Source organism: Natrinema ejinorense, from assembly GCF_002494345.1.
GTDB lineage: Archaea > Halobacteriota > Halobacteria > Halobacteriales > Natrialbaceae > Natrinema > Natrinema longum.
Genome location: NZ_NXNI01000001.1, coordinates 2952817 through 2975106, shown reverse-complemented (window position 1 = coordinate 2975106; position 22290 = coordinate 2952817). Strand labels below are relative to the sequence as shown.

The following is a 22290-nucleotide window of genomic DNA, read 5'->3' as shown; positions in this document are numbered from 1 at the left end:
GAAACATTCAAGAACAGAACGGTCCCGTCAGCGAGGGCTCGCGACGACGGCCGGCCCGCACAGTCGGGCCGACTCGGATTCAGGGACGGCCGACGGTATCGCTTCGAAACGGAGGCTCCAACTCGGTTCCGTTCGAACGGCCGGTATGAACCTCGCAGTCGGCAGCACGAATCCGGTCAAGATCGATGCGGTCGAACGAACCCTCGAGCGATACGAGCCGACCGTAACCGCGGTCGACGTCGATTCCGGCGTCGACGAACAGCCACGGTCGATCGCGGAAACCGTCACCGGCGCCGAGAACCGCGCGCGACGAGCGCTCGCGGCGACCGACGCGGACTACGGGATCGGCCTCGAGGGCGGCGTCGCTCGGCTCGAAGCGACGCCGGGACTGTCACTGATCATGTGGGGTGCGGCCACGGACGGTGATCGGACGGAACGAGGCGGCGGCCCGACGCTTCGCCTTCCGGATCACGTCGCCGAGCGGCTCGCGGACGGTGCGGAGTTGGGGCCGGTGATGGACGACGTACTCGGAACGACGGGCGTCGCTACGGGGGCGGGAGCCGCCGGCGTGTTCACCGACGGCCTGACCGATCGGACGCGAGCGCTCGGCGAGGCAGTTGCGTGTTCGTTTGGCCCCTTGGTAACGACGGCTTACGAGACGGAACCCTAACAGTTCGTGATGCCGAGCGGTGTTCCTCGCGCGTCTCCGTTCGAGCCGGGTCGCTGTCCCCCCGCCGACCGGAAACGTTCACGAACAAAAGACACTCTCCGAGGGACATATATTAACCAGCCGTACCAACGAAACCTTTCCGTCCAGTTAGTACCGAATTACTCGCCAGCAAAACCGCCCGAAGGCGGCGGGTTAACCGCGCGTACCAAACCCCCTAAGGGTGTTCCTGTCATCTGGACGAATATGAGCACTGCAATGGCCCCCGACCTCACGAGCAAACAACAGCGGATTCTGGAGTACTTCCGGAACAACGCGGCGACGAAGACGTACTTCAAATCCCGCCTTATCGGCCAAGAGCTCGGTATGACGGCCAAAGAGGTCGGCTCGAACATCACCGCGCTTCAGGAGGGCGACTACGATGTCGAGATCGAAAAATGGGGGTATTCCTCGAGTACCACCTGGAAAGTAAACTGTTAATGGTACTGTCGCGACACGAGTCCGGCGACGTCGTCTTTTACCGATCGTAACGACGTTACTACTAGAGCGCGCCGAACACCCTTTGGGTCGGCGCTCCCTACATCGTCGCTGAATGACGGCGATACTATTCGATATGGACGGCGTCGTCCTCGAGGGCCCGCGAACGGATCCGCAGGTGTACGCCGACGCCGCGGACGCCGCGCTCGCCGCGCTCGAGGCCGATCCGACGCCGGCCCAGCGTCGCGACTGCAGAACGCACGACCACGAACTGATCCGGACGCGGTGTGCGGAACTCGGGATCGATCCCGCCCGGTTCTGGGAACTGAAAGAGGCCTACGCCTCGAGTGGGACCCACGATCGCCTTCGCTCGGGCGAGCGTGCCACCTACGACGACATCGACGCGATTCGCGACCTCGGCGAACGGACGCGGATCGGGCTCGTCACCAACAATCGTCACGAGACCGCGGAATTCGTCGCGTCGTTCGTCGGAATCGATTTCGACGTCGTTCGGGGGCGAGCGCCGACGTTCGAGGGGTACGACCGGCGCAAGCCGGACCCCTACTACATCGAGGACGCGCTCGCGGCCCTCGGCGTCACGGACGGACTCTACGTCGGCGATTCCCCGAAAGACGTCACGGCCGGCCGGGCGGCCGGCCTCGAGACCGCTTTCCTCCGGCGGTCGCACAATCGCGACCACGAACTGCCGACGGGCACGACCCACGAACTCGAGTCGTTGACCGAACTGCCGCCGCTGATCGAGTCGCCCGAATCGGCGTAGTCCGGACGAATCCGATCTCCCCCGAGCAAGAGTCTCTTACCCCTGATACTCGAGGAACTGGTCCGCGTCTTTGGCGAGCGTCTGCGCGCGGTCGCCAAACGAGTCCGCGTGGCGGACGACCAGGACCAACACGGTCTCCGGCCGCTCGACCGCGTAGCCGTCTTCCCGGGAGAGCAAGCCGGCGTCCTCGAGTTGACCGGCGTACTTGCTCACCGTCGGTGCCGAGACGTCCAGCGCCTCGGCGAGGTCGCCGGCAGTCGCGTCCGACTGCAAGAGCAGTTCGATCAGCATGCCGCGGGGCGTTTCCCGGCGGAGATAGCCAAGCGCTCGTTTTTCGAACTCGTCGAACCGATCGGCCGTGACGAACCGCTTGTAGTCGCCGTCGCGATACCGCTCGATGGCGTCGAGTTCCTCGAGGCGGCGGAGGTGGTGTTGGGTTTCGCCGGTCCCGAGTTGCAGGTCGTCGCGGATCTTCGAGAAGTGCGCGCCGGGCGTCGTGGAGAGATAGCCCGCGATCGCATCGCGGGCGTCGCTCTCGCCCGTGTCAGCCGCCGCTGCGTCGGCGCGACCGACCAGCGGGGAGGCGGCACCGAGGGCGGCGAATCGGCGCAGGGTCGCGCGTTTCTCGTCGTCGACCCCATCGGGCTTCGTCATTTCTACTTACCGTCCACAAGGGCACGACCCGTAAAACAGGTTTCGCTCCGCTTTGTTCACCGAATACGACTGGTTACGACCCCAATACGAGTCCCGTGATAAAGCGGGTCGTCCCGGTCAGTGCCCCGAGCCGGAACCCTCGTGTCCTCGCGGCCACATCTCGGGTCGGCCCACGCGACGTCTGGCGAGCGAAGGGGATCGAGACGAGTCGGCTGGGAGGGCGAAGACTCGTTAGTCGCCGGTCGAGGGGTCGTCGGCGTCCGTCTCGTCGACCGGGATGTCGGTCCCGCCGTCGGCCTGGCTCTGGAAGTCCTGGTCCATCTCCTCGATGACCTCGTCGGGATCGGAGATCTCCGCGGGGTCCTTGCCCTCCTTGATCGCCTGGGCTTCTTGTTCCATCGCTTCGACGTCCATATCGGCTTCCTGGTCGATCTCGCCGATGATCTCGGCGATGTCGTCCAGGCCGATCAGTTCGCGCGTCTCGTCGTCGAACTCGCGGCTCTCGAGTTCGTGGCCGTCCTCCTCGATGTCGCTGCCCGAGAGGTGCTTGCCGTAGCGGCCGACAAGCGAGGTGAGTTCCTGGGGCATGACGAACGTCGTCGACTCGCCCTGGCCGATGTCGGCGAGCGTCTCCATCCCCTTGTCGATGACGGCACGTTCGCCCATCGATTCGGCCGAACGGGCACGCAGGACGGTCGAGATCGCGTCACCCTGTGCTTCCAGGATCTGGCTTTGCTTTTCACCCTGGGCGCGGATGATCTCGCTTTGTTTGTCACCTTCGGCCTTCTCGACGGCGCTGCGGCGTTCACCCTGGGCCTCGAGGATCATCGCGCGGCGTTTCCGCTCGGCGGAAGTCTGTTGTTCCATCGCACGCTGGACGTCCTTGGAAGGGTTGACCTCGCGGACCTCGACGCTCTCGACGCGAATCCCCCACTCGTCGGTGGGTTCGTCGAGTTCCTCGCGGATGCGGGCGTTGATCTCCTGGCGCTTGTTCAGCGTGTCGTCGAGTTCCATGTCACCCAACACGGCACGCAGCGTCGTCTGGGCGAGGTTCGAGACGGCACGCTTGTAGTCGTCGACCTGGAGGAACGCCTTCTTGGCGTCCATCACCTTGATGTAGACGACGGCGTCGGCCGTCACCGGCGAGTTGTCGCGGGTAATCGCTTCCTGTCGTGGCACGTCAAGCGTCTGCGTTCGCATATCGAACCGATAGGTGTTCGAGACGAACGGCGGGACGAAGTTGATCCCCGGATCGAGCAGTTTGCGGTACTCTCCGAAGACGGTCAGGGTTCGTTTCTCGTAGGCGTCGACGATCTCGATCGCGCTCAACAGCGCGGCGACGACGACGACGAGGGCGAGGGTACCGACGAGCAGCAACGCACCGCCGACGGTTTGCATCGGGAACAGTTGTACCACCATATTTCGGACTTACGGCGGCGGGGAGAAAAGCGTTCCCTTGTTTCGACGACATATGTCAGCCGGTGACGCGGCGGATCCCCGTGCCACTGCGTCGACCGCGAACTCGAGTCCGTCCCCGCTGTGGGGCTCGAGCCGACGGGCGCGGCCGGAGTGGATTCGTCGGCACGGCTAGACGTCCTTAGCTCGATTTCTCGGTTTCCCGCTCGGTGTCGATTCCGGGTATCGATCCGTCGTCGTCGCGATCCGATTCGTCTCGCTCGTTCTGTGCTGCCGCATCGCGTGCGAGCGCGCGATCGATCTCGTCTTCGCCGAGCGCGTCGAGGGATTCGACCGTGAGCACGTTCCCGCCGCCCGGATCGAGGACGATGACCTCCTCGCCTTCCTCGATCGTGCCGCTGGTCGTCCGCGCGCTGTAGTAGGGCGCGAACCCGCCCTCGTCGAGTTTGACCTCGCCGCTGCGGGTCGTGACGGGTTCGGTGACGTACCCCGTCTTGCCGGACAGCGAGTCCGAATCCGTCGTCTGAGCGGTTCCCTTCCCGCCGTAGAAGTCGAACTCCCGGTAGATGTAGGCCGCGACCATCCCGATCCCGAGCGTCAGCGCCGCCAGTACGAGGACGTTCGCTGCGAACGGAAAGAGGACGCCGATGAGGCCGGCCCCGACCAGCGCGATGCCGATGACGATGAGGTGGGCTCCGGGCGAAATCGCCTCCAGTACCATCAACACGAGCCCCGCCACCAACAGCAGGAGCGGCACGTTCCCCATGAGGGATTCGACCATACTAGAGGTATACTCCCGCCGGAGGTAAATGTTTGTCAACGACCATGGATCGGTGGTCGAGGACAGTCGTCGAATCCGATGAATCACGCCCGGTACCCGCTCGACTGCCGACGATCCGTCCGGAGCGATCACCTCCTGTGGCGTGCTTTTCGATCGCGCTTTCGCCTCGAGATGATCCCCGAGGGAACCACGCCCTCGAGCGTTCGACGGGGACACCGTCTCGAGACTGCTGGGCCGAATCTCTTTGAAACGTTTATGAACGTTCCGGAATATGGGATGAGCTACCATGTCAGTATCAGGGCAGACCTACGATTACGTCATCGTCGGTGCGGGGCCGGCAGGCTGTGTACTCGCGAACCGGTTGTCGGCCGACGCCGAGACGGACGTGCTGTTGCTCGAGGCCGGGGAACCCGATACGGAGCGCAAAATCGGGATTCCGGCGGCGTTCTCGGAGCTGTTCCAGTCGACCGTCGACTGGAACTATCACACCGAGGCGCAGTCGGAACTTCACGACAGGGAACTCTACTGGCCCCGCGGGAAGACCCTCGGGGGCTCGAGTTCGATCAACGCGATGATCTACATCCGCGGCCAGCCCGCGGACTACGACCGCTGGGCGGAGCTGGGCAACGAGGGCTGGGGGTACGAAGACGTGCTGCCGTACTTCATGCGGGCCGAACACAACGAGCGCGGCCCCTCGGACTATCACGCGATCAGCGGGCCGCGGAACGTGGCCGATCCCCAGTCGCCGAACGAACTCAGCGAGGCGTTCGTCGCGGCCGGGCAAGCGGCGGGACTGCCACACAACCCGGACTTCAACGCGGGCGACCAGGCGGGCGTCGGGCTCTATCAGGTGACACAGGAGGACGGTCGTCGCCACAGCGGTGCCGACGCCTACCTGAAGCCCGTACTGGACCGACCGAATCTGACTGCGGAGACGGGGGCACAGGTGACGCAAATCCGGTTCGACGGCCAGGTGGCGGTCGGCGTCGAGTACGCTCACAACGATGCCGACGTGGGTCCGGCGAGGGTCGACGCGGCCCAGGAGGTCATCCTCTCGGCCGGGGCCATCAACTCGCCCCAGTTACTGTTGCTCTCCGGCGTCGGTCCGGCCGACCACCTCGCGGAACACGACGTCCCCGTCGTCGCGGACCGCCCGGGCGTCGGTCGAAACCTGCAGGATCACCTGCAGGCCGGCGTCGGCTACGAGTGCGAACGACCGATCAGCCTCGCCGACGCGGACTCGATCTGGAACCTCCTCAAATTCCTGCTGTTGAAGCGGGGGCCGCTGACCTCGAACGTGGGAGAGGCCGGTGGGTTCGCGACCGTCTCCGAGACGGCCGACACCCCGGACGTTCAGTTCCACTTCGCCCCGTCGCACTTCGTCGAACACGGCCTCGATAACCCCGATGGCCACGGGTTCTCGTTGAACGTGCTTCGACTGCGACCGGAGAGCCGCGGTCGGATCGCGCTCGCGTCGGCCGACCCCTTCGACGACCCGGTCATCGATCCACAGTACCTGACCGAGGGGGCGGACCTCGAGGTGTTGCTCGAGGGTGTCAAACTGGTTCGGGAGATCCTGCGGGCCGAGCCGTTCGACGAGTATCGGGGGGCCGAGCTACTGCCGGGATCGGACGTCCGAACCGACGAGGAACTGACCGAACACATCCGCGAGACCGCCGAAACGCTGTATCACCCGGTCGGCACCTGCAAGATGGGCGACGACGACATGGCCGTTGTCGACGACCGGCTTCGGGTCCACGGCCTCGAGGGACTGCGCGTCGTCGATGCTTCGGTGATGCCGACGATTCCGAGCGGCAACACGGATGCGCCGACGACGATGATCGCCGAGAAGGCGGCCGATTTCGTTCGAAACGGGACGTGACCGCGGTCGATCAGTATCCGTCGAGCTGAAATTAGCAGATGAACAACTATTTGACCTGACTTCCCCAATAGGACCGGTAGAGTCGTCTCACGGCTCTGTATACCATGAACATCGACGAATTCGTTACCGCGAACGAACCGAAGGATGGGGGCGAAACGTTTCAACTCGAGAACGGCAAGCTGCTCGACATCGCCCTCGACGGGTCCATCATCGCCAAAGCCGGATCGATGATCGCCTACGACGGGGACATCTCCTTCGAGGGGAAGTCCTCGGCCGAAGGCGGGATTACTGGATTCCTCAAGGAGAAGGCAACCAGCGAGGGGACGCCCGTCATGGAGGCGTCGGGAACGGGCCATCTCTATCTCGCGGATCAGGAGAAGAAGATTCAGGTCATCGATCTCGATCCCGGACAGGAGATCTCGGTCAACGGTAACGACGTTCTCGCGTTCGAGTCGTCGGTCGACTACGAAATCCGGACGATCAATAGTATCGCTGGCTTCTCCGCTGGCGGACTGACGAACGTCTCGCTCGTCGGACCCGGTAGCGTCGCGATCACGACCCACGGCGAACCGCTCGTCCTGGAACCGCCAGTCAGAACCGATCCCAGCGCGACCGTCGCCTGGAGCGGGACGACTCCCGGCAGCCACGTCGACCGCACTCTCTCGAACATGATCGGCCAATCTTCCGACGAAACCTACCAGCTCGAGTTTACGGGCTCGGACGGATTCGTCGTCGTCCAGCCCTACGAGGAGCAAACACCACAGCAGTAGCAGGCAGGATCCACATCGCACCGTACCACGTATCCCCTTTCGACCGGTACGCGGTCGTAGACGATCTCCATGAGACGACAGGCGTTGGGCGCGATTTCGGCCGCAGTCGCACTAACACTTCCGTGGGTCGCCGTGATCGGGGCCACCGACATCCTCCCCTGGCTCGCGACAGCCGCAGGGTTCGAGTATCGGGCCCCGGCCCTGCTCCGATCGCTATCGACGCTGTGGACGGTGTTCGTGACTGGCCTCGCCGTGCTGGGTTCGGCCTTTCTGCTCGCGTGGGCGGCTGAAACCGCCGAAAAGGACGTTCCCCAGGCGTTCGCGATCGCCGTTCTGGCGGTGCTCGCAGTCGCCCCGGAGTACGCCGTCGACGCGCTCTACGCCTGGAACGCGGGCGTGTTCGCCGGGACCGAACGCGGGATCGAGGCCGGTAACTTGGCCGTCGCCAACATGACCGGCGCGAACCGAATCCTCATCGGCATCGGCTGGGCCGGCGTCGCCCTCTTTACGATCTATCGGCGGGGCTCGTCGACCGATCCCTCGGTCGAGAAACGCGAGGGCTTCCTCTCGGACGTCGTCGTCCTCGACCGGGAGATCGGCCTCGAGGTCGTGTTCCTGCTGATCGCGACGCTCTGGGCGTTCCTCGTCCCGCTCAACGGCGGGATCGATATCTTCGACATGCTGTTTCTGGTCGGGCTCTACGTCTGCTACATCGCGGTCATCATCCGTGGCGAAGTCGAACCGGACATGGACCACGTCGGCGTCCCGGCGTACCTACAGCGGTTGTCGAAACCGGCCCGGATCGCGACCGTCTTCGTGCTCTTTGCCTATTCGGGCGTGATGATCTTCACGGCCGTCGAACCCTTCGCTCACGGCCTCGAGTCACTCGGCGAGAGCGTGGGCATTCCCTCCTTCTTCATGATCCAGTGGATCGCGCCGCTGGCCTCCGAAGCGCCGGAACTCATCGTCGTCGTCTACCTGGTGAACAAGGCCCGCTCGACCGCGGGCTTCAACGCGCTCATTTCCTCGAAGCTCAACCAGTGGACGCTGCTCATTGGCACCCTCGTCGTCGTCCACTCGATCGCGCTGGGTCAGTACGGCGTCCTCGCGTTCGACTTCAAGCAGTCGGCGGAAATCTGGCTGACCGCCGCCCAGTCGTTCTTCGCCGTCTCCCTGTTGCTCCGCTTCGAGATCTCGGTCGGGGAAGCGGTCGTCTTACTTTCCTTGTTCCTCTCGCAGGTCTTCCTCGAGTTCGTCATCATCCGCGAGTTGGCCACCTTACCGGTCTCGAGCACCGACCTGTTGCTCATTTACAGCGGGATCTACGTCGTGCTCGGGACGGTGCTGTTCGTCAGCCGGCGGCGAGCGTTCGGCCGTCTCGTCCGGCGAACCGCGGGGACGGTCGGCGATGCGATGTCGACCGGCGGCGAGCACCCCCACAGCGCCGACGACTGAGACGGTCCCCTGGCCCGAGTGATCGCGACCCCGCGATCCGGCCCTGGGGTCGCCGGCACTGCCTGACAGCGGTCCGTCTGAACGGGCTGGCCACAGACCTATGGGGACGCCGATGGTGGCTCAGATCGAACGATGGTTTCGATCGGCTCACTGGGTGCCGAGACGATGCTCAGGCCCGTGTTTGCGATCGCTCTCGGACTCGTTCACCTCTTCGCCGGTCGACTGGGGTTTGGCGGCCGCATTCCGCGGAGCCGCTGGCTGTCGGCCGCCGGTGGCGTCTCCGTCGCCTACGTGTTCGTCCACCTCCTCCCCGACGTCGGGGCGGCCGCGGCCACACTCGAGGCCTACGGGACGCCGACCGCCTTCGCCGAACACCACGGTTATCTGATCGCCCTGCTCGGGTTCGTCGTCTTCTACGGTCTCGAGCAACTCGCCCGACGGGCGAACACCGGTTCGAACGGGGACGAGGAATCGTCCGGAACCGGCGTGTTCTGGATTCACGTCGGATCGTTCGCCGCCTACAACGCGATCGTCGGCTATCTCCTCTGGGATCGCCACCTCGGCAACCTGTTCTTCTACGTCGGCGCGATGGCACTGCACTTCGTCGGTATCGACGATGCGCTCCGAACACACCACGGCGTCACGTACCACCGTCGGGGCCGCTGGCTCCTCTCGGCGGCGGTGATCGCCGGCTTCTCGAGCGGCTACGCCCTCGAGAATATCGGCCTCCTCATCGCGGTGTTCGTTCCGTTCCTCGCGGGTGGTATCATCCTCAACGTGATCAAAGAGGAGTTGCCTCCCGACCGCGAGAGTCGGTTCTGGTCGTTCGCGGTCGGGGCAGCGGGCTACGCAGCGTTGTTGCTGTTCGTGTAAGAAATCTTTCATTATAGGAGCCGGCGCTCACAGCGCGAGGGTCGCGTCGTCTCGAGCAGCGACTGGCGGTCTCGATGCCATCGGTACCGGGAGTGTCGAGAATTCCTCGAACGGGACCGTTTTGCCGTTCCGCCATAATCACCTGCTATGAAACTTCGACGCCCGCGCCGTCCGCGCGACTTTCGGCTCGCGGACTCGGCCCAGCAGATCGTCGGCGGGTTCCTGCTCGCGGGTCCGTTCGTGGTCACGGAAGAAGTCTGGGTCCTCGCCGGAAACATGCACGTTCTGCAGGCGCTGGTGATCGTCGCCATCGTCTTCGCGATCGGCTACGCGGCGCTGTACAAGGCGGATACGACCCGCGACCTCGACGACGAACAGGAGGTCGCCGGCGTTCCGGTCCGCTTTATTTCGCTGATGGTCGTCACGTTCGGCTCGGTCACTGTACTCGCCCTCCTGTTCGGTGCCCCCGAGACGTTCCTCGAGGGTGCCACGACCGCCTGCAACCCCGTGGGCCTGTTTCGTGCCTCCGGTCCGGTCCTCGAGAACGCCGCGACCTCCTGTGAACTCGTCTTGACCTCGTTCAAAGCGGTGACCGTCGGATCGGTGTTCAGCGTCGTCGGCGCGGCGACGGCCGACAGCATCTTCGCGAAGTGACCGCGACGCGGTTCGGGTTCGATCGGCCGACTCGGAACGGCCGGAGCGACGGTCGATTCCGACAGTGGCCGCAATCAGAGATGCGACCCGTCGTACGACTCCTCGGAACGCTCCGCGTGTGAGTTGCCACACTCGCTACACTCGAGTCGTTCCATGTTGTCCATCGAGACGTCGAGCGAGCCACAGTTCGCACAGTAGTATCCGTACTGTTCGGTGTGGGCTTCGTCTTCGTAGGTACCGAAAAACGGCGCTGCAGTCCCCGACTCTTCTTCCTCCCGGGCGACGTACACCGTCTCGTCGCCCGCAGTTGCCGTCAGGTGCCCCTCCGTCCGCTCCGTTTCGGGGAACGTCGCTGGCTCCGCGTTCTCGTCGACCTCCGACTCAGTCTCCCTCGACTCCGTCGGGAGATCCACGTCGACGTCCGAATCGGTGTACACGTACTTCACGAGGGACTCGCCGGCGACTTCGATACGCCGATCGCCGTCGTGCTCGAGGCCGAACCGTTCGACGAAGCCGTGGCCCTCGGTGTTGGCCTCGAGGACGGTGACACAGACGTGATCGACACCGCGATCGCGGAGGGTTTCGGTCACGGCGTCGTACAGCGCCGTCCCGATGCCCTGTCCTCGATGCTCCGGATCGACGAACAGCCAGTTTACCTCGCCCCACTCGTCTTCGAGACGTCCTTCGACGAAGCCAGTGATGGTCACGCCCTCGATATCCTCGCCGCTCTCGGCGACGTAGAGGACGGTGTCTCCGTCGTCGATCTTCTCCGTGACGGTGTCGTCGTCGAACTGATCGTCGGTAATGCCGTCGATCTGGCCCGGACTGAGCCTGAACGAGGTCGTCATCGAACTGTCCACGACGGCTCGAATCCGCTCGGCTTCCGCGGGCTCCGGCTCCCGAATCTCCATACTGGTGCGTCGGTATCGATCCGGATAAGATGGCTGCCGGCGGGTACATGCGGAGTTATGGGCCGACTCGAGTCAACAGCAGTACGTCGGCCACCGTCGTGTGTTTCGAGCCCGCTGGGGTGGCGATTCGCCTCGAGTACCGCCACGATCGGAGACGTGCAGTGAACGGATCGGAGAGACCGGTGGTCGCCGGCCGTCGGATTCGACAGCAGCCGTGAGCCACAGCGTCCGTCGGACGGGGGAGGTCCCCTCGAGTGCAACGAGCGTCAGTCGCCGCTCCCGGTAACGACGACCGGGCGGTCGGAATTGAGAATAATGCCCTGCGTGGTGCTGCCGAAGATCGCCTTCCCCACGGGCGAGCGCTTCCGACCACCGAGGACGATCGAATCGACGTCAAAGGCCTCGGCTTCCTCGAGGATGTCTTCCTCAGTGTCACCGCTGTCCTCGAGGATCGTCACGTCGACGCCGGCTTCCTCGAGGGCTTCCTGGGCGCGACGGACCGAGCCGATCCGCGAGGCGGATTTGAAGTTCTCGAACTCCCGCGGGAGCTCCTCGCTGTCCCCGGTGAAGACGAACAGGATGTACGCTTCGACTGTGTCCGCGGCGTTCGGAAGCGATGCGACGTACTCGGCCTGTGCCAGCGCACGGTCCTCGCTGGTATCGACCGGCATCAACACGCGATACATGGACAGGCATTGGCATGGTGTGATTATAAAACCGACTCTCACTCTCGCCGTCTCGGAGCCGTCGGCGGCGACGTCAGTCGTCGGTCGTCTCGTCGTCGCCGGTCCCGTCGTCGGTCGTTTCGGCCGTTTCGTCGTCGGTCGCTTCGCCCTCGACTGAGACTTCGGCTTCGACTTCGATCGTCAGCCCGCCGGCCTCGAGTTCGCCCTCGAATTCGCGTTCGTCGCCGACCTCGATCTCGAGTTCGGTGGAGTCCACTTCAACTTCGACCTCGACGTCGACGGTGACTTCCTCGTCCATACCGGTCCTTCGCCGGGCTCCCCTAAAGGAATATCGCGGGGGTTCGAGGATCGACGGCGCGCATCGAGTCGGGGCCGACCGGCGCTCTCCCGGAACATACTTTTAGGCTACCCGAAAATAGTGGGTATGACCGATCCCGTCCGGGTAACGCTCGAGGGAGACGACGAATCGACGTCCGCTCGCGTCTACGACGACGAGGGGGACGTCTCGATCGAGGACGCGACGTTTCGGTTCAGCGTGGCGGGGGGAAGCGAGGGCGACTCGAGCGACGACGAAATCGCTCACGACGCTGTCGACGGCGACGCGACCGCCACCGACGAACCGCGTCGGATCGCCCCGCTCGCCGACGTGCCCACGAACGGTACGTTGCGGTGTGAGGCCCGATCCGGGGCTCGCGGGACGGAACTGATCCTCCAGCGGCAGGGCGAAGACGCTGTCGCGTGGCGGAATTCCTGTCCCCACAAACCGGACGTCCGGCTCGATCCCGGTCCCGGTGCGATCGTCGCGGACGACCAGCTCGTGTGCCACGAACACGGGGCGCGCTTCGAGTGCGGCGACGGCGTCTGTACGGCCGGGCCGTGTCGTGGCGATGCGCTCGAGTCGATCGCCGTCGCGGTTCGCGAGGGAACGGTCTACCTGACCGACGATCGATTCGATTCGTGCAATCGGCTGGACGACCCAGCCGTGTGATGGGCTGTAGTATTCGTTCTCCCACTTTTCGTCCGGTGTGCTGGTCGTTCAGACATATTTCAACGAGGTTACCGGGCACTTCTTTTAGTACTCGCTCCAATCTATGGTATGTCTCCACCTATCAACGATGCTATTACGATCTTGCTAATCGAGCCCAATCCCGGAGACGTACGGCTGTTCTCCGAATCGCTCGAGGACGCGAACATCGCGAGCGAGATTCACACTGCCGCCGACGGAGAGACGGCGCTCGATTTCGTCTACCAGCGCAACGAGCACGCGGACAGCCCGCGGCCGGACATGATCTTGCTCGACTTCCAGCTCCCCGATGTCGACGGCGCGGATATCCTTTCGGAACTCAAGGCGGAACCGGCGCTCCGATCGATCCCCGTGATCGTGATGACGAGTTCCGCATCCGAAGCGGACATCGCCCGCTCCTATGACCGCCACGCGAACGCGTACGTCCAGAAACCGATCGAACCCGACGAGTTCATCGACCTCAGCCGATCGTTCGAGGAATTCTGGTTGACGTTCGTCCGCTTTCCCGCCGACCGGTCCTAGCGAATCCGCCGAGCCGTCGCTTCGAGCCTACGATTCGAGCCAGTCGGGAACGGCGTTAACCGACTCGAGGACCGCCGCTGCGCCCTCGCGCTCGTACTTCCGCCGGCCCTCCTCGCCGGTCAGCCCGCCGGTCAGGACGCCGATGCCGCGGTACTCCCGGTCGGGATCAGCCTCGCTGGCGTTTCCCGCCGTCCGGACGTCGTCTAAGGTATCACCGACGAAGACGACGCTTGTCGCCTCGAATCGCTCCGCGAGCGTCGTCAACGCGTGCGGATGCGGTTTCCCCTCCGCCCAGTCGTCCATCGTAAAGCGGTGCGCGACCGGAATCGCGTCGTCGAGCCCCACCCGCTCGAGGGCGATCTCGGCTTCGGCCGCCGGCCGACCGGTCAGGACGCCCACGTCGTACCCCTCGAGCAGCCGGTCGCGAGCGTCGGCCTCGAGCAAGACCGGCTCGTCGTGAATGAACCCGCTGGTCTCGCGGTCGAGGTCCGGCTCGCCGCCCTCGAGACCGCGATAGAGTTCGTCCCCGAGGTACAGCTGCTGGAAGACGTCCCGAAGCCGCGCCCGGTCTAACCGCCCCGTCACGCGCTGGGTGGCCCGCGCGCCGATCGCGTCGCGAACGACGGTTTCGGCCGCCTCGAACCCGCCGCCCGCGGCGGCTATCTCGTCGGTGAACGCCTCGAGCGACCGGTCGTAGCCCTCAGCGGTCGCGAGGACGTAGAGGGCGGCGGCGTCGGTCAGCTCCCAGTCGTTGTTGAACCCGCCCGCGTCTTTGAACTCCTGAATGTCGGCTTTGCGGATCGTCCGGTCGTAGACGGCTTCGACGGACTCGACGATCGCGCGCCGATAGGAGTCGGCGACGTCGACGAGTACGCCGTCGATGTCCAGGACGACGGCATCTGCGTTCATACTCCCTCAGACGACCCGCCGAAAATAAAGCCCACCCGTTTCACGATCGCCAGAACATTCTTGAGACCGCTGTCCGATGAGCAGGCATGAGTAGTGCGGCCCGATCGCTCTCGGAACCGCAGGTGCTGGCCCACGCGAAGCGGCGGCTCTTTCCCGCGGCCGACGAGTCGACCGCCTACGCGGTGGCCGACACCCAGTTCTCGATGGCGGAGTGGCTCCCCGGCCGGCCAGTCGATCCCGCCGTTCGGGACTGTCTGGCACCGTTCAACCACGTTCGGATCGGCGGCGGCTACCCCGATCTCGTGGGGGTTCGCACCCTCGAGTCCGACCTCCTCGCCGTCGAGCGGCTGGGCGAGGAACCGCCGCTGATCGCCGTGGAGGCGAAAGGGGAGACCAGCGGCGGCGTCGATACGCAACGCGGAATCCTCCAGGCCTACGATCGGCTTCACGAGGCGAACGCGGCCTATCTCGCCGCGCCCGCGACTGCGATCTCCGAGACCGACCGGACGCTCGCGCGGGAACTGAACGTCGGCGTGCTCGGGGTCGATTCCGCGGGGGAGGTGGACGCACTCGAGGTGCCCCGCGTCGTCGGGAATCGGACGACGACGGAGGCGACGGCGCTGCGGTTCCAGGCGAGCGCGCAGGGCGTCGCCGACGCGTCGTTCGGTCTGAACCATCCGAAGAACTATCTGGGCTATCCGCTGGCCCACTACGCGGCTGGGGATACGGAGGCACTGCTGTCGGAGCACAAGGTCGTAAGCGCCGTCGACAGCGCCCGGCAGGGAGCCGCATTCCTCGGGTTGATCGAGGACGGCGTCGAGGGCGTCGGGAGGGACGAGGGTATCACGGGTGTCGAACTGACCTCGCTCGGCGAGGAAGTCGTCCGGTTCGCGAAGGCACGGTACGGGAGCGTCGAGGCGGCCCTCGCGGAGTTCGAGAACTGGTACCGATCGGGAAAACGGTTCGTCGATCTCGCGCCGGCGTGGGGCCAGTTAGCTCGCCGCGTGCTGTTCGACTACGAGGCGACGGAGCTACTCGTCCACGAACTCCAGTGCATGCACGCGGACGGGATCACGGAGCCGTCGCTCGTGGACGTCGTGGAATACCTGCACGAGTTGCATCCCTCGTTTACCGTCGAGCTGTTCGTTCGGGGGACCGACGGCGTCCGGAGTCGCGTGCTGACCGAAGACGGCGAGCTTCGGCCCGCGGCACTCGCGGATGGCTCCGTCTACCACTCGCCGACGGTGTTCCAACTGAAGGCGATGCTGTACCACGCGGGCATCCTTACGCAGCGTGGGGCGGAGCCGAGTCGACTCGAGCCACTCGAGGACGTCTGGGCGCTTCGGGAGCCAGTTTGATTTGGTTTGTTTCGGGCTTCTCGAGACGTCACCGTGCGAAAGCACGTGTCGCTAGCTATCGCTGGGTGGGACTGAAAGGGGCGACGCCGCTCGAGGTGCGAGACGACGGAAGGACCGCAGGCCGAAGGCCGAGGACCGCAGCGAGTCGCAGCCCTCGAGCGGTGTCGGGGCTTTCGGAGTGTTAGCGGTTCAGTCTGGTTTCAACGAATGCTCACAACAACTCTCTGAAAGCACCTTTCAGCCCCACCCAGCGGTGGACCAGACAATTAGCTATCGTGTTTCAGTGTGTGATCGAGACCGAGAATGAGGGAGAGCAGAGTAGCCGTTACTCGTCGGCTGGTTCGAGATCGTCGGCATCGAGTTGTCCCTCGAGATACGCGACTCCGAGGTCGTCGATTTCGTAGTAACCGCGTTCGACGCGGGTGACCAGTTCGTAGTCGACGAGGACGGAGAGACGACGATTGACCTGTTCTCGACTTTTGTCGATATTCTTCCCGATAACGGCCGGTGAGAGGGTGAGACCCGACGAGTGGAGGACTTCGAGAATGCGCTCGTCAGTTGGCAATTGCATCCATTCGCCGGGTTTTCGCATCGTATGGGTGTTCCTGAATAGATTCTTACGCCTATCGGTCCATCACATTCGGATCATCAATATCCTACCCATGGATCATGTATTAGTGATTAAATTTATGAGGATGGCAACAGAGCCGTTGAATTACGGGAAAGTGTAACTGGCAGACTAATCGGTAGGCCTGCCAGAAACAAGCGGTCCGGTGTGTAGGCACCGAGCCGCGACAGCTCCCGTATCAGTGCTACGGAAGCCATGTCCGACCACAATTCGCGGGGCCTTGAAGGCCCCGACCGATCAGGTGCATCGATGTCGACCGCTCGAGTCCGTGCCGATGGCGGAACGCACAATGAGTCCATCCGCGATTGCCTCACCGCGATCGACTCCCTCACGCGCACCCTGCACGCCGCCATTCAGGCTGAGCAAGCTACCCTCGAGCACGCCGACCGAGAGACTCGTCGCAAAGCCGCGCGTCACGTTCGCCAGATCAGAGCGGAGGCCAGTCAGGTCGGACTGTTGCTGGTCGGCCCCGAGGCGGTGATCCCCTACCGGCCAGGTGACGATCCCGACCGCGATTCGTCGTCGACCGATCGCTCGCGCTCGTTCACGACGTCCTACCTCGGGCCGGACGCGGAGGCCCTCGAGCGCGAACTCGAGCGCCAGCGCGGGGAGAGTGGGTGTGACTGTGGTGATAAATAATATCGACCCGGCGGTGGTCCGAAGTTATCAGAGTTCGAGGAGAGGGGACTATCAGCGAACGTAACTGACGAGTGAGTCGGTTGCCTCGGTCACGAGCCTGCGTTCGATTCGCCCTTGCCAGTAGTCGATATCGTCTCGTGCAATCGACTGGACGCCCCACGGAACGATGCGACTCTCGTCGGGAGTGCCGCCACGAATCCATGCATTCGCAGGAATTTCGATCAGTCCATCCATCCAGGTTTTGGTCGTGAGTGAGAGCGTGATGTACTGCTCGCCGTGGAACGGCCGTCCCTCGTGGTTCGAAAGGACGAGCCACGGTCGCGCTGCATCGTCCCCCTTGTACGGATCAGCACCGTAGACGACGTCTCCATCCTGATAAATCGGCTCGTCGTCACTCACTGTGAGTCCTCCTCGCGACTCGGATGGGGCTCCGCCGGCGCGTGTTCTTTCCACGCCGCTTTCTCCTCGGTCCCGAGTTGCTCGTTGAACAGTCGCGTCGCACGGCTGTACCCGTCGTGTCGCTCGAGGCGCTGTTCGTCGCTCGTGATCGCCCAGTACGTCCCCTTGTGTTCGACTAACTCGCGGTTTTTCAGTCGTGTCAGTGCCGTGCTGACCGTTCCGCCGTCGAGTTCCGTTCGGGCCGCGATCTCCGTCGCCTTGAACGCCCGGTCGTCGTTCGCAGCCAGAAAGCCGAGCACCTGCTCCGTGCTGGAGAGTTCCTCGAGTTCGTCCTCGCTCGAGCGGTCGAACGTCTCCCGATCGATGGACATGATCGAGCCTACTGTCGCGCGTGTTATATGCGTTACTCCTGTAACTACTGTTATTGTGCGTCGGACAGGATATTCTCTGCGATGATTCGGGGAGATAGAACGAGTTCGTGCACTCCTCCGTCGGTGTGGAGCAACTCGAGGATATCTCTATCGACCGGCGTCATCCAGCCGGCTAACCTCGGGCGCATCTCTGTTTACGATTCATCGCTCGCACGAGGTCATCGGCAGTGAGGTCGCCCTCGAGATACTGTTCACCGGGGTCGTCGATCTCGTAGTAGCCGTGCTCGAGTCGCGTAACCAATCTCTGAGTAGACATCAGTGGTCAGTATCTAACTCGCCTGCATCGATGTCTTCATCGAGATAGCGGGCACCCAGCTCGGTGAGCGAATAGTAGCCGTCACTCTTGCGGTCGAGTAGCCCGTGGTCGGCAAGATTGCGACAGCGCTGACCGGTATAGTTCGGATGAGAATCGATATTTCGTCCAATAACTGCCGGTGGGACTTCGCCTGCATCCCGGACGTACTCCAGAATCGCATCGTCGGTCGGAACCATCCAGTCGGCGCGTTCTCGCATACCGGTGTCCGTGTGCTACTCGCCAATAGAACCCGCCCATGCGACCGAAACCACTCGTATATGCGTATTTCAGCAATCTCAAATGCGCATCTATGAAGTCTTAAATTCGCATATGCAAAGATTCTAAGTCGATCGGACCCGAAACGCTATCCGGACGGAAGCTACGGAAACCCCCGCTCGGTCAGGTGGGATGTTTCGAGAAACGGACCGGTGTTCACGGCACCGACCCGCAGTAGCTCCCGTATCAGCACTCCGGAAGCCATGTCCGACCACAATTCGCGGGGCCTTGAAGGCCCCGACCGAGTAGACGTATCGCCGACGAACGCTCGAGTCCGCGCCGATGGCGGGACACAAAACGAGTCCGTCCGCGATTGCCCCGCGTCGATCGACTACATCACGCGCACCCTGCTCGCGGCCATTCAGGATGCGGAGACGGACCTCGACAACACCGACCACGAGACCCATCGCGAGGCCGCGCGACACGTCCGCGGAATCAGAGCGGAGGCCAGTCAGGTCGGACTATTGTTGGTCGGTCCCGAGGCGATGATCCCCTACCGACCGGGCGACGATCCCGACCGCGATTCGTCGCCGATCGATGGCCCGCGCTCGTTCACGACGTCCTACCTCGGGCCGGACGCGGAGGCCCTCGAGCGCGAACTCGAGCGCCAGCGCGGGGATAGTGGGGATGATTTTGCTGAGGAATGACTTCGCCACCACGGATGGGTCTGCGTGTCCACGTCCGAATGGTCTCCGAACGTGGGTCTCGATAGAACCGTCACATACCGTGTACGGTGTTACACGTAGTGTCACAACGGGCCGAAAACGCGTTCTACGTCCGTAAGTGAAGATATTCAGAGTCGAACGATTACGCCGATTCGAACCCGTGCCGTTCCCGATGCGCGGCAAGGAATTTTGCGTGCGGATGTCGGTCCTCGTCCGCTGGCAACGTCAGCGATTTGCCCTCGAGCGCCGCGAACTCCTCGTAGCCCTCGAGATCGGGACGATCGGCGACCAGCACTCGGTAGTCGTCGGACACCGCGAGCCAGCCGGTGTCGAACGCCCAGTGGTGGAGCCGACAGAGCGCGAGGCCGTTTTGCACGTTGTCGCGGCCGTTCTCCCGCTTCGGATAGATGTGAGCTGCCTCGATGTCGATCGTCCCGCTCGGCGATTCGCGCGATTTCCCACAGATCGCACATTGGCCGTCGTAGGCGGCCGTGACTTCCTTCGGGAACGCGCTCGAGCGAACCCGGCGCTGGACCGCGGTGAACGCTTCCTCGTCGTCGGTGAGCGGCGGTTCGTCGTCCTCGTCGTCTTCGATTCCCTCGGAAACTGACTCCGAGAGTGCCTCGAACTCGGCCGGCTCGAGCCCGAGTCGCTCCATCGTGAACTGATAGACCATCCGCCCGTCCCGAGAGACGTACTCGGCGTCGACGACGTCGACCAGCCCCTCGTACCGGAGGTCGTCGCTGTCCGCCGGCTGGTAGAAGAAGTACACCGGGACGGTCGATCGATCGGCCTGCTCGAGGAGCGCCCCGTTGGCACCGGTCAACTGCTGGTCCCCCTTCTCCGGGACGCCTTCCCCGATGTAGGTGAACCGCTCGCCATCGAGTTCGTCGCCGTAGGGGCCGTCCTCGCGAGCCTTCACGATGGTGTACGCCAGTTCTCCGTCGTCGTCCGTTCGCGGACTGATGCCCTTGATGTAGGAACCGAAACTGGTGTCGAACGCGTCCTCGAGGTCGGTCTGCGCGTAGCGTTCGCCCCGCTCGAGGTTCGGATACACCGAGGTCCGACGCCGCGCCAGTTCCCGGCCACTGTCGGTCAGCGAATTCACGCCGTCGGAGCGCTCGACGTAGCCCAGACTCTGCAGCCAGCCCCTGTGTTGAGCGGGGCCGGACGCATCGGTCCAGTCGAACTCGGGATGGTCGGCTCCGATCGCGTCACCCAGTTCGGCGTCCGTCTTCGGCCCGTCGAGGAGCGCCTCGAGTATCGTGTCGAACCCGTGGACGGTGCTCGAGAGCAGGTCGTAGAGCACCGCCGGATCCGTCTCCGAAAGCCACGCCATCCCCTGCTGAGTGAGTCGAACGCCGTCATCATCGCGCTCGAGCAGCCCGAGTCCCTTGAGAAAGGTCAGGCGACGCCGAACCCCGTCGTCGCTCGTCGCTCGCGTGTTCGACTTGAGCCACTCGAGAACCGCCGCTTCGGTCGGGGTCTCGGTGAGGACGTACGTGCAGAATTCCTCGAGAACGTCCGTATAGTTCCCCGCACCGCCGAAAAATCGAACTGCGATGTTGTGTTTGTCCCCTCCCATCGTGAGATTCCGTGACTCTGTCGTTATGGGGACGCCAGTTAAAACGAGCGGCACGACCGAAGACGAATCACGGCGGCGGTGGTCACCGCACAAATCTTCACGTCGTTCGCAGTCGTAGTCCGACCCATGTCCGAGTCAGCGCTCGCCGACCAGGAGTGTGAGGCCTGTACCAGCGAGGATGAACCCCTCGAGCCCGAGGAATACGCCGACTACCGCGCGGAGATCCGCGACGACGTCTGGACGGTCGTCGACGACCACCACCTCGAGGGAACCTACGCGTTCGAGGACTTCCGTGACGCCCTCGAGTTCACCTACGAGGTGGGCGAGTTGGCGGAGGAAGAGTGGCACCACCCGGATATCGGCCTCGAGTGGGGCGAGGTGACGATCGAGATGTGGACCCACAAGATCGACGGGCTTCACAAGACCGACTTCGTGATGGCCGCCCGGATGGACCGGATCTACGAGGAGTACGAACCCGACGCGGACGCATAGCGGGCGGGCGCTCCCGACCGGCCGTGGCCCGTCAGCGCTCGCTTACGTCGACGTCGAACTTGTCCCGCCAGCGGTAGCGTCGCCCGCCCCAGACGAAGGTCCGCCGAAGCACGCCGTAGGCCAGCAGCGGGACGGAGAGCAGTAAGGCGGGATAGGCCAGCAGGAACGTCCACCGGCGGAGCCCGAACGCCGCGTACACGCCGGTCAGCAACGCCGTCACCGCGACGATCGCGGGTACGGGAACCAACAGACACCCGATCGCCGCGACGGTCGCGACGACGGCATTGACTGTGGTTTCCACCGGCGCGTGATACCGAACGATCTGGATGAACCGGACGTGACGTTCGATCGTCGCTCGAGTGGCGCCGCCGATCTCGACGCGGCGTACCCGTTTGACCGGCGTGATATCGACGCGGTCGGTGAGGAGACCGTCGTCGCTCACCGTGCGACGGAGATCGCGACGGAAGCGGTCCTCGTCGGGCAGATCGTCTCGCTCGAAGATGACGCTCCCGCCCCACGCGACGTCGCCGGCGTACGTCCCGGCGGTGCCCGCGAGGGCGTAGACCGGCTCGAGGAGGACGGCCAGTGGATCCCGACCGACGAAAAACGGGAGCTCGGAACTCGGGCCGTTTCGATCGTAGTCGGCGTGTAACCGTTCGAGCCAGTCGGGCGGATGGTGGAAGTCGTCGTCGGTCCAGACGAGGCGGTCGTGCCGGGCCGCCTCCATGCCAGCGGCGATGGCGTTCGCTTTGCCCGAACAGCCCGCGGGTTCGCCGGCGACCACGACGTCCACCGAAGCCGGCAAGTCGCCGTCACGTCGTGCCACCGGATCGTCGTCGGAGTCACAGATGACGAGGAGTTCGTCCGCCGCCCGGAGTTGGGCGGCGAGTTCTCGAACGACCGGCGCCGGCTCGCAGGTGGGAAGGAGGACGCTCGTCGGCGGTGGCTCTGTCATACCGACGACTTTCGGTCGGACTGTCAAAATAGGTGAGCACTCGGCGGGGAACTGGGGTCGGTGCTCCCCTGTCCGGCCGTCGGGAATCGTCGATGGCGGAGCCGA

General features: G+C 64.1%; 28 protein-coding genes. 14 read left to right on the top strand and 14 right to left on the bottom strand.

The genetic code is table 11. The features are described from left to right. Nucleotides 1-145 precede the first annotated feature (145 nt). The 3 genes from CP557_RS14820 (at nucleotide 146) to CP557_RS14810 (ending at nucleotide 1925) form a co-directional block, all read left to right on the top strand. Nucleotides 146-670: a DUF84 family protein gene (locus CP557_RS14820; protein ID WP_097380620.1), complete on the top strand. Its 525-nt coding sequence runs from the start codon at nucleotides 146-148 to the stop codon at nucleotides 668-670. A 255-nt stretch (nucleotides 671-925) separates the two neighbouring features. After that, nucleotides 926-1147, top strand: coding sequence for a DUF7123 family protein (locus CP557_RS14815; RefSeq protein WP_097380619.1), 222 nt, complete (start codon nucleotides 926-928; stop codon nucleotides 1145-1147). A 112-nt stretch (nucleotides 1148-1259) separates the two neighbouring features. After that, a complete protein-coding gene (locus CP557_RS14810) occupies nucleotides 1260-1925 on the top strand; it encodes an HAD family hydrolase (RefSeq protein ID WP_097380618.1) in 666 nt (221 codons plus the stop codon). A gap of 36 nt (nucleotides 1926-1961) precedes the next feature. Here the strand turns inward: CP557_RS14810 and CP557_RS14805 are convergent, their stop codons facing one another. From CP557_RS14805 to CP557_RS14795, 3 genes are all read right to left on the bottom strand, one after another. Beyond that, nucleotides 1962-2579, bottom strand: coding sequence for a winged helix-turn-helix transcriptional regulator (locus tag CP557_RS14805; RefSeq protein WP_097380617.1), 618 nt, complete (start codon nucleotides 2577-2579; stop codon nucleotides 1962-1964). A gap of 231 nt (nucleotides 2580-2810) precedes the next feature. Next, nucleotides 2811-3998, bottom strand: a complete 1188-nt coding sequence (locus CP557_RS14800; protein WP_097380616.1) for an SPFH domain-containing protein — start codon at nucleotides 3996-3998, stop codon at nucleotides 2811-2813. Nucleotides 3999-4176: 178 nt separating this feature from the next. After that, nucleotides 4177-4776, bottom strand: a complete 600-nt coding sequence (locus CP557_RS14795) for an NfeD family protein (RefSeq protein ID WP_097380615.1) — start codon at nucleotides 4774-4776, stop codon at nucleotides 4177-4179. Nucleotides 4777-5062: 286 nt separating this feature from the next. Here CP557_RS14795 and CP557_RS14790 point away from each other — a divergent pair, with 286 nt between their 5' ends. From CP557_RS14790 to CP557_RS14770, 5 genes are all read left to right on the top strand, one after another. Further along, on the top strand, nucleotides 5063-6658 hold the full coding sequence (locus CP557_RS14790) for a GMC family oxidoreductase (protein WP_097380614.1): 1596 nt from the start codon (nucleotides 5063-5065) through the stop codon (nucleotides 6656-6658). A gap of 104 nt (nucleotides 6659-6762) precedes the next feature. After that, entirely contained in the window at nucleotides 6763-7428 is a 666-nt protein-coding gene (locus CP557_RS14785; protein WP_097380613.1) for an AIM24 family protein, read from the top strand. Between the two features lie 69 nt (nucleotides 7429-7497). Next, entirely contained in the window at nucleotides 7498-8883 is a 1386-nt protein-coding gene (locus CP557_RS14780) for a sodium:calcium antiporter (RefSeq protein WP_097380612.1), read from the top strand. Nucleotides 8884-9015: 132 nt separating this feature from the next. Beyond that, the gene (locus tag CP557_RS14775; protein WP_097380611.1) at nucleotides 9016-9756 is read left to right on the top strand and encodes a hypothetical protein; all 741 of its coding nucleotides are present in this window, start codon (nucleotides 9016-9018) and stop codon (nucleotides 9754-9756) included. Nucleotides 9757-9903: 147 nt separating this feature from the next. Next, nucleotides 9904-10410, top strand: coding sequence for a DUF2391 family protein (locus CP557_RS14770; RefSeq protein ID WP_097380610.1), 507 nt, complete (start codon nucleotides 9904-9906; stop codon nucleotides 10408-10410). A gap of 74 nt (nucleotides 10411-10484) precedes the next feature. Here CP557_RS14770 and CP557_RS14765 read toward each other — a convergent pair whose 3' ends face one another. The 3 genes from CP557_RS14765 to CP557_RS14755 all read right to left on the bottom strand — a co-directional run bounded on the left by CP557_RS14765 (nucleotide 10485) and on the right by CP557_RS14755 (nucleotide 12305). After that, nucleotides 10485-11321 carry a GNAT family N-acetyltransferase gene (locus CP557_RS14765; protein ID WP_097380609.1) on the bottom strand — a complete coding sequence of 279 codons (837 nt, stop codon included), beginning with the start codon at nucleotides 11319-11321 and terminating at the stop codon, nucleotides 10485-10487. 266 nt (nucleotides 11322-11587) lie between these two features. Further along, nucleotides 11588-12007, bottom strand: a complete 420-nt coding sequence (locus CP557_RS14760) for a universal stress protein (RefSeq protein WP_097380608.1) — start codon at nucleotides 12005-12007, stop codon at nucleotides 11588-11590. Between the two features lie 73 nt (nucleotides 12008-12080). Then, on the bottom strand, nucleotides 12081-12305 hold the full coding sequence (locus tag CP557_RS14755; protein WP_097380607.1) for a hypothetical protein: 225 nt from the start codon (nucleotides 12303-12305) through the stop codon (nucleotides 12081-12083). Nucleotides 12306-12431: 126 nt separating this feature from the next. Here CP557_RS14755 and CP557_RS14750 point away from each other — a divergent pair, with 126 nt between their 5' ends. Together CP557_RS14750 and CP557_RS14745 are read left to right on the top strand one after the other, a co-directional pair. Next, nucleotides 12432-12995 carry a Rieske (2Fe-2S) protein gene (locus tag CP557_RS14750; protein ID WP_097380606.1) on the top strand — a complete coding sequence of 188 codons (564 nt, stop codon included), beginning with the start codon at nucleotides 12432-12434 and terminating at the stop codon, nucleotides 12993-12995. 108 nt (nucleotides 12996-13103) lie between these two features. Continuing rightward, entirely contained in the window at nucleotides 13104-13553 is a 450-nt protein-coding gene (locus tag CP557_RS14745; protein WP_097380605.1) for a response regulator, read from the top strand. 27 nt (nucleotides 13554-13580) lie between these two features. On the opposite strand, the gene CP557_RS14740 is transcribed toward CP557_RS14745, so the two are convergent. Beyond that, nucleotides 13581-14462, bottom strand: coding sequence for a TIGR01548 family HAD-type hydrolase (locus tag CP557_RS14740; RefSeq protein ID WP_097380604.1), 882 nt, complete (start codon nucleotides 14460-14462; stop codon nucleotides 13581-13583). 86 nt (nucleotides 14463-14548) lie between these two features. On the opposite strand from CP557_RS14740, the gene CP557_RS14735 reads away from it, so the two are divergent. Then, on the top strand, nucleotides 14549-15820 hold the full coding sequence (locus CP557_RS14735; protein WP_097380603.1) for a hypothetical protein: 1272 nt from the start codon (nucleotides 14549-14551) through the stop codon (nucleotides 15818-15820). Between the two features lie 325 nt (nucleotides 15821-16145). Here CP557_RS14735 and CP557_RS14730 read toward each other — a convergent pair whose 3' ends face one another. After that, complete coding sequence (locus tag CP557_RS14730; RefSeq protein ID WP_175480172.1) at nucleotides 16146-16412, bottom strand: helix-turn-helix domain-containing protein; 267 nt, start codon at nucleotides 16410-16412, stop codon at nucleotides 16146-16148. 231 nt (nucleotides 16413-16643) lie between these two features. Here CP557_RS14730 and CP557_RS14725 point away from each other — a divergent pair, with 231 nt between their 5' ends. Further along, nucleotides 16644-17087, top strand: a complete 444-nt coding sequence (locus CP557_RS14725) for a hypothetical protein (RefSeq protein ID WP_097380602.1) — start codon at nucleotides 16644-16646, stop codon at nucleotides 17085-17087. A gap of 51 nt (nucleotides 17088-17138) precedes the next feature. Here CP557_RS14725 and CP557_RS14720 read toward each other — a convergent pair whose 3' ends face one another. The 4 genes from CP557_RS14720 to CP557_RS14710 all read right to left on the bottom strand — a co-directional run bounded on the left by CP557_RS14720 (nucleotide 17139) and on the right by CP557_RS14710 (nucleotide 18409). Beyond that, on the bottom strand, nucleotides 17139-17486 hold the full coding sequence (locus tag CP557_RS14720; RefSeq protein ID WP_097380601.1) for a growth inhibitor: 348 nt from the start codon (nucleotides 17484-17486) through the stop codon (nucleotides 17139-17141). Next, nucleotides 17483-17857, bottom strand: a complete 375-nt coding sequence (locus CP557_RS14715; protein WP_097380600.1) for a MarR family transcriptional regulator — start codon at nucleotides 17855-17857, stop codon at nucleotides 17483-17485. The genes CP557_RS14720 and CP557_RS14715 overlap by 4 nt, the downstream gene beginning before the upstream one ends. 172 nt (nucleotides 17858-18029) lie before the next feature. Next, a complete protein-coding gene (locus CP557_RS22635) occupies nucleotides 18030-18173 on the bottom strand; it encodes a hypothetical protein (RefSeq protein WP_169924309.1) in 144 nt (47 codons plus the stop codon). Then, nucleotides 18173-18409, bottom strand: a complete 237-nt coding sequence (locus tag CP557_RS14710) for a hypothetical protein (protein WP_245853018.1) — start codon at nucleotides 18407-18409, stop codon at nucleotides 18173-18175. The genes CP557_RS22635 and CP557_RS14710 overlap by 1 nt, the downstream gene beginning before the upstream one ends. 282 nt (nucleotides 18410-18691) lie before the next feature. On the opposite strand from CP557_RS14710, the gene CP557_RS14705 reads away from it, so the two are divergent. Continuing rightward, nucleotides 18692-19135: a hypothetical protein gene (locus CP557_RS14705; RefSeq protein ID WP_097380598.1), complete on the top strand. Its 444-nt coding sequence runs from the start codon at nucleotides 18692-18694 to the stop codon at nucleotides 19133-19135. Nucleotides 19136-19295: 160 nt separating this feature from the next. Here the strand turns inward: CP557_RS14705 and CP557_RS14700 are convergent, their stop codons facing one another. Continuing rightward, on the bottom strand, nucleotides 19296-20738 hold the full coding sequence (locus CP557_RS14700) for an HNH endonuclease (protein WP_097380597.1): 1443 nt from the start codon (nucleotides 20736-20738) through the stop codon (nucleotides 19296-19298). Between the two features lie 126 nt (nucleotides 20739-20864). Between CP557_RS14700 and CP557_RS14695 the strand changes: the two genes are divergently transcribed. Further along, nucleotides 20865-21230: a 4a-hydroxytetrahydrobiopterin dehydratase gene (locus CP557_RS14695; protein WP_097381661.1), complete on the top strand. Its 366-nt coding sequence runs from the start codon at nucleotides 20865-20867 to the stop codon at nucleotides 21228-21230. Between the two features lie 31 nt (nucleotides 21231-21261). Here CP557_RS14695 and CP557_RS14690 read toward each other — a convergent pair whose 3' ends face one another. Beyond that, nucleotides 21262-22185 carry a glycosyltransferase gene (locus tag CP557_RS14690; RefSeq protein WP_097380596.1) on the bottom strand — a complete coding sequence of 308 codons (924 nt, stop codon included), beginning with the start codon at nucleotides 22183-22185 and terminating at the stop codon, nucleotides 21262-21264. Nucleotides 22186-22290: the final 105 nt, after the last annotated feature.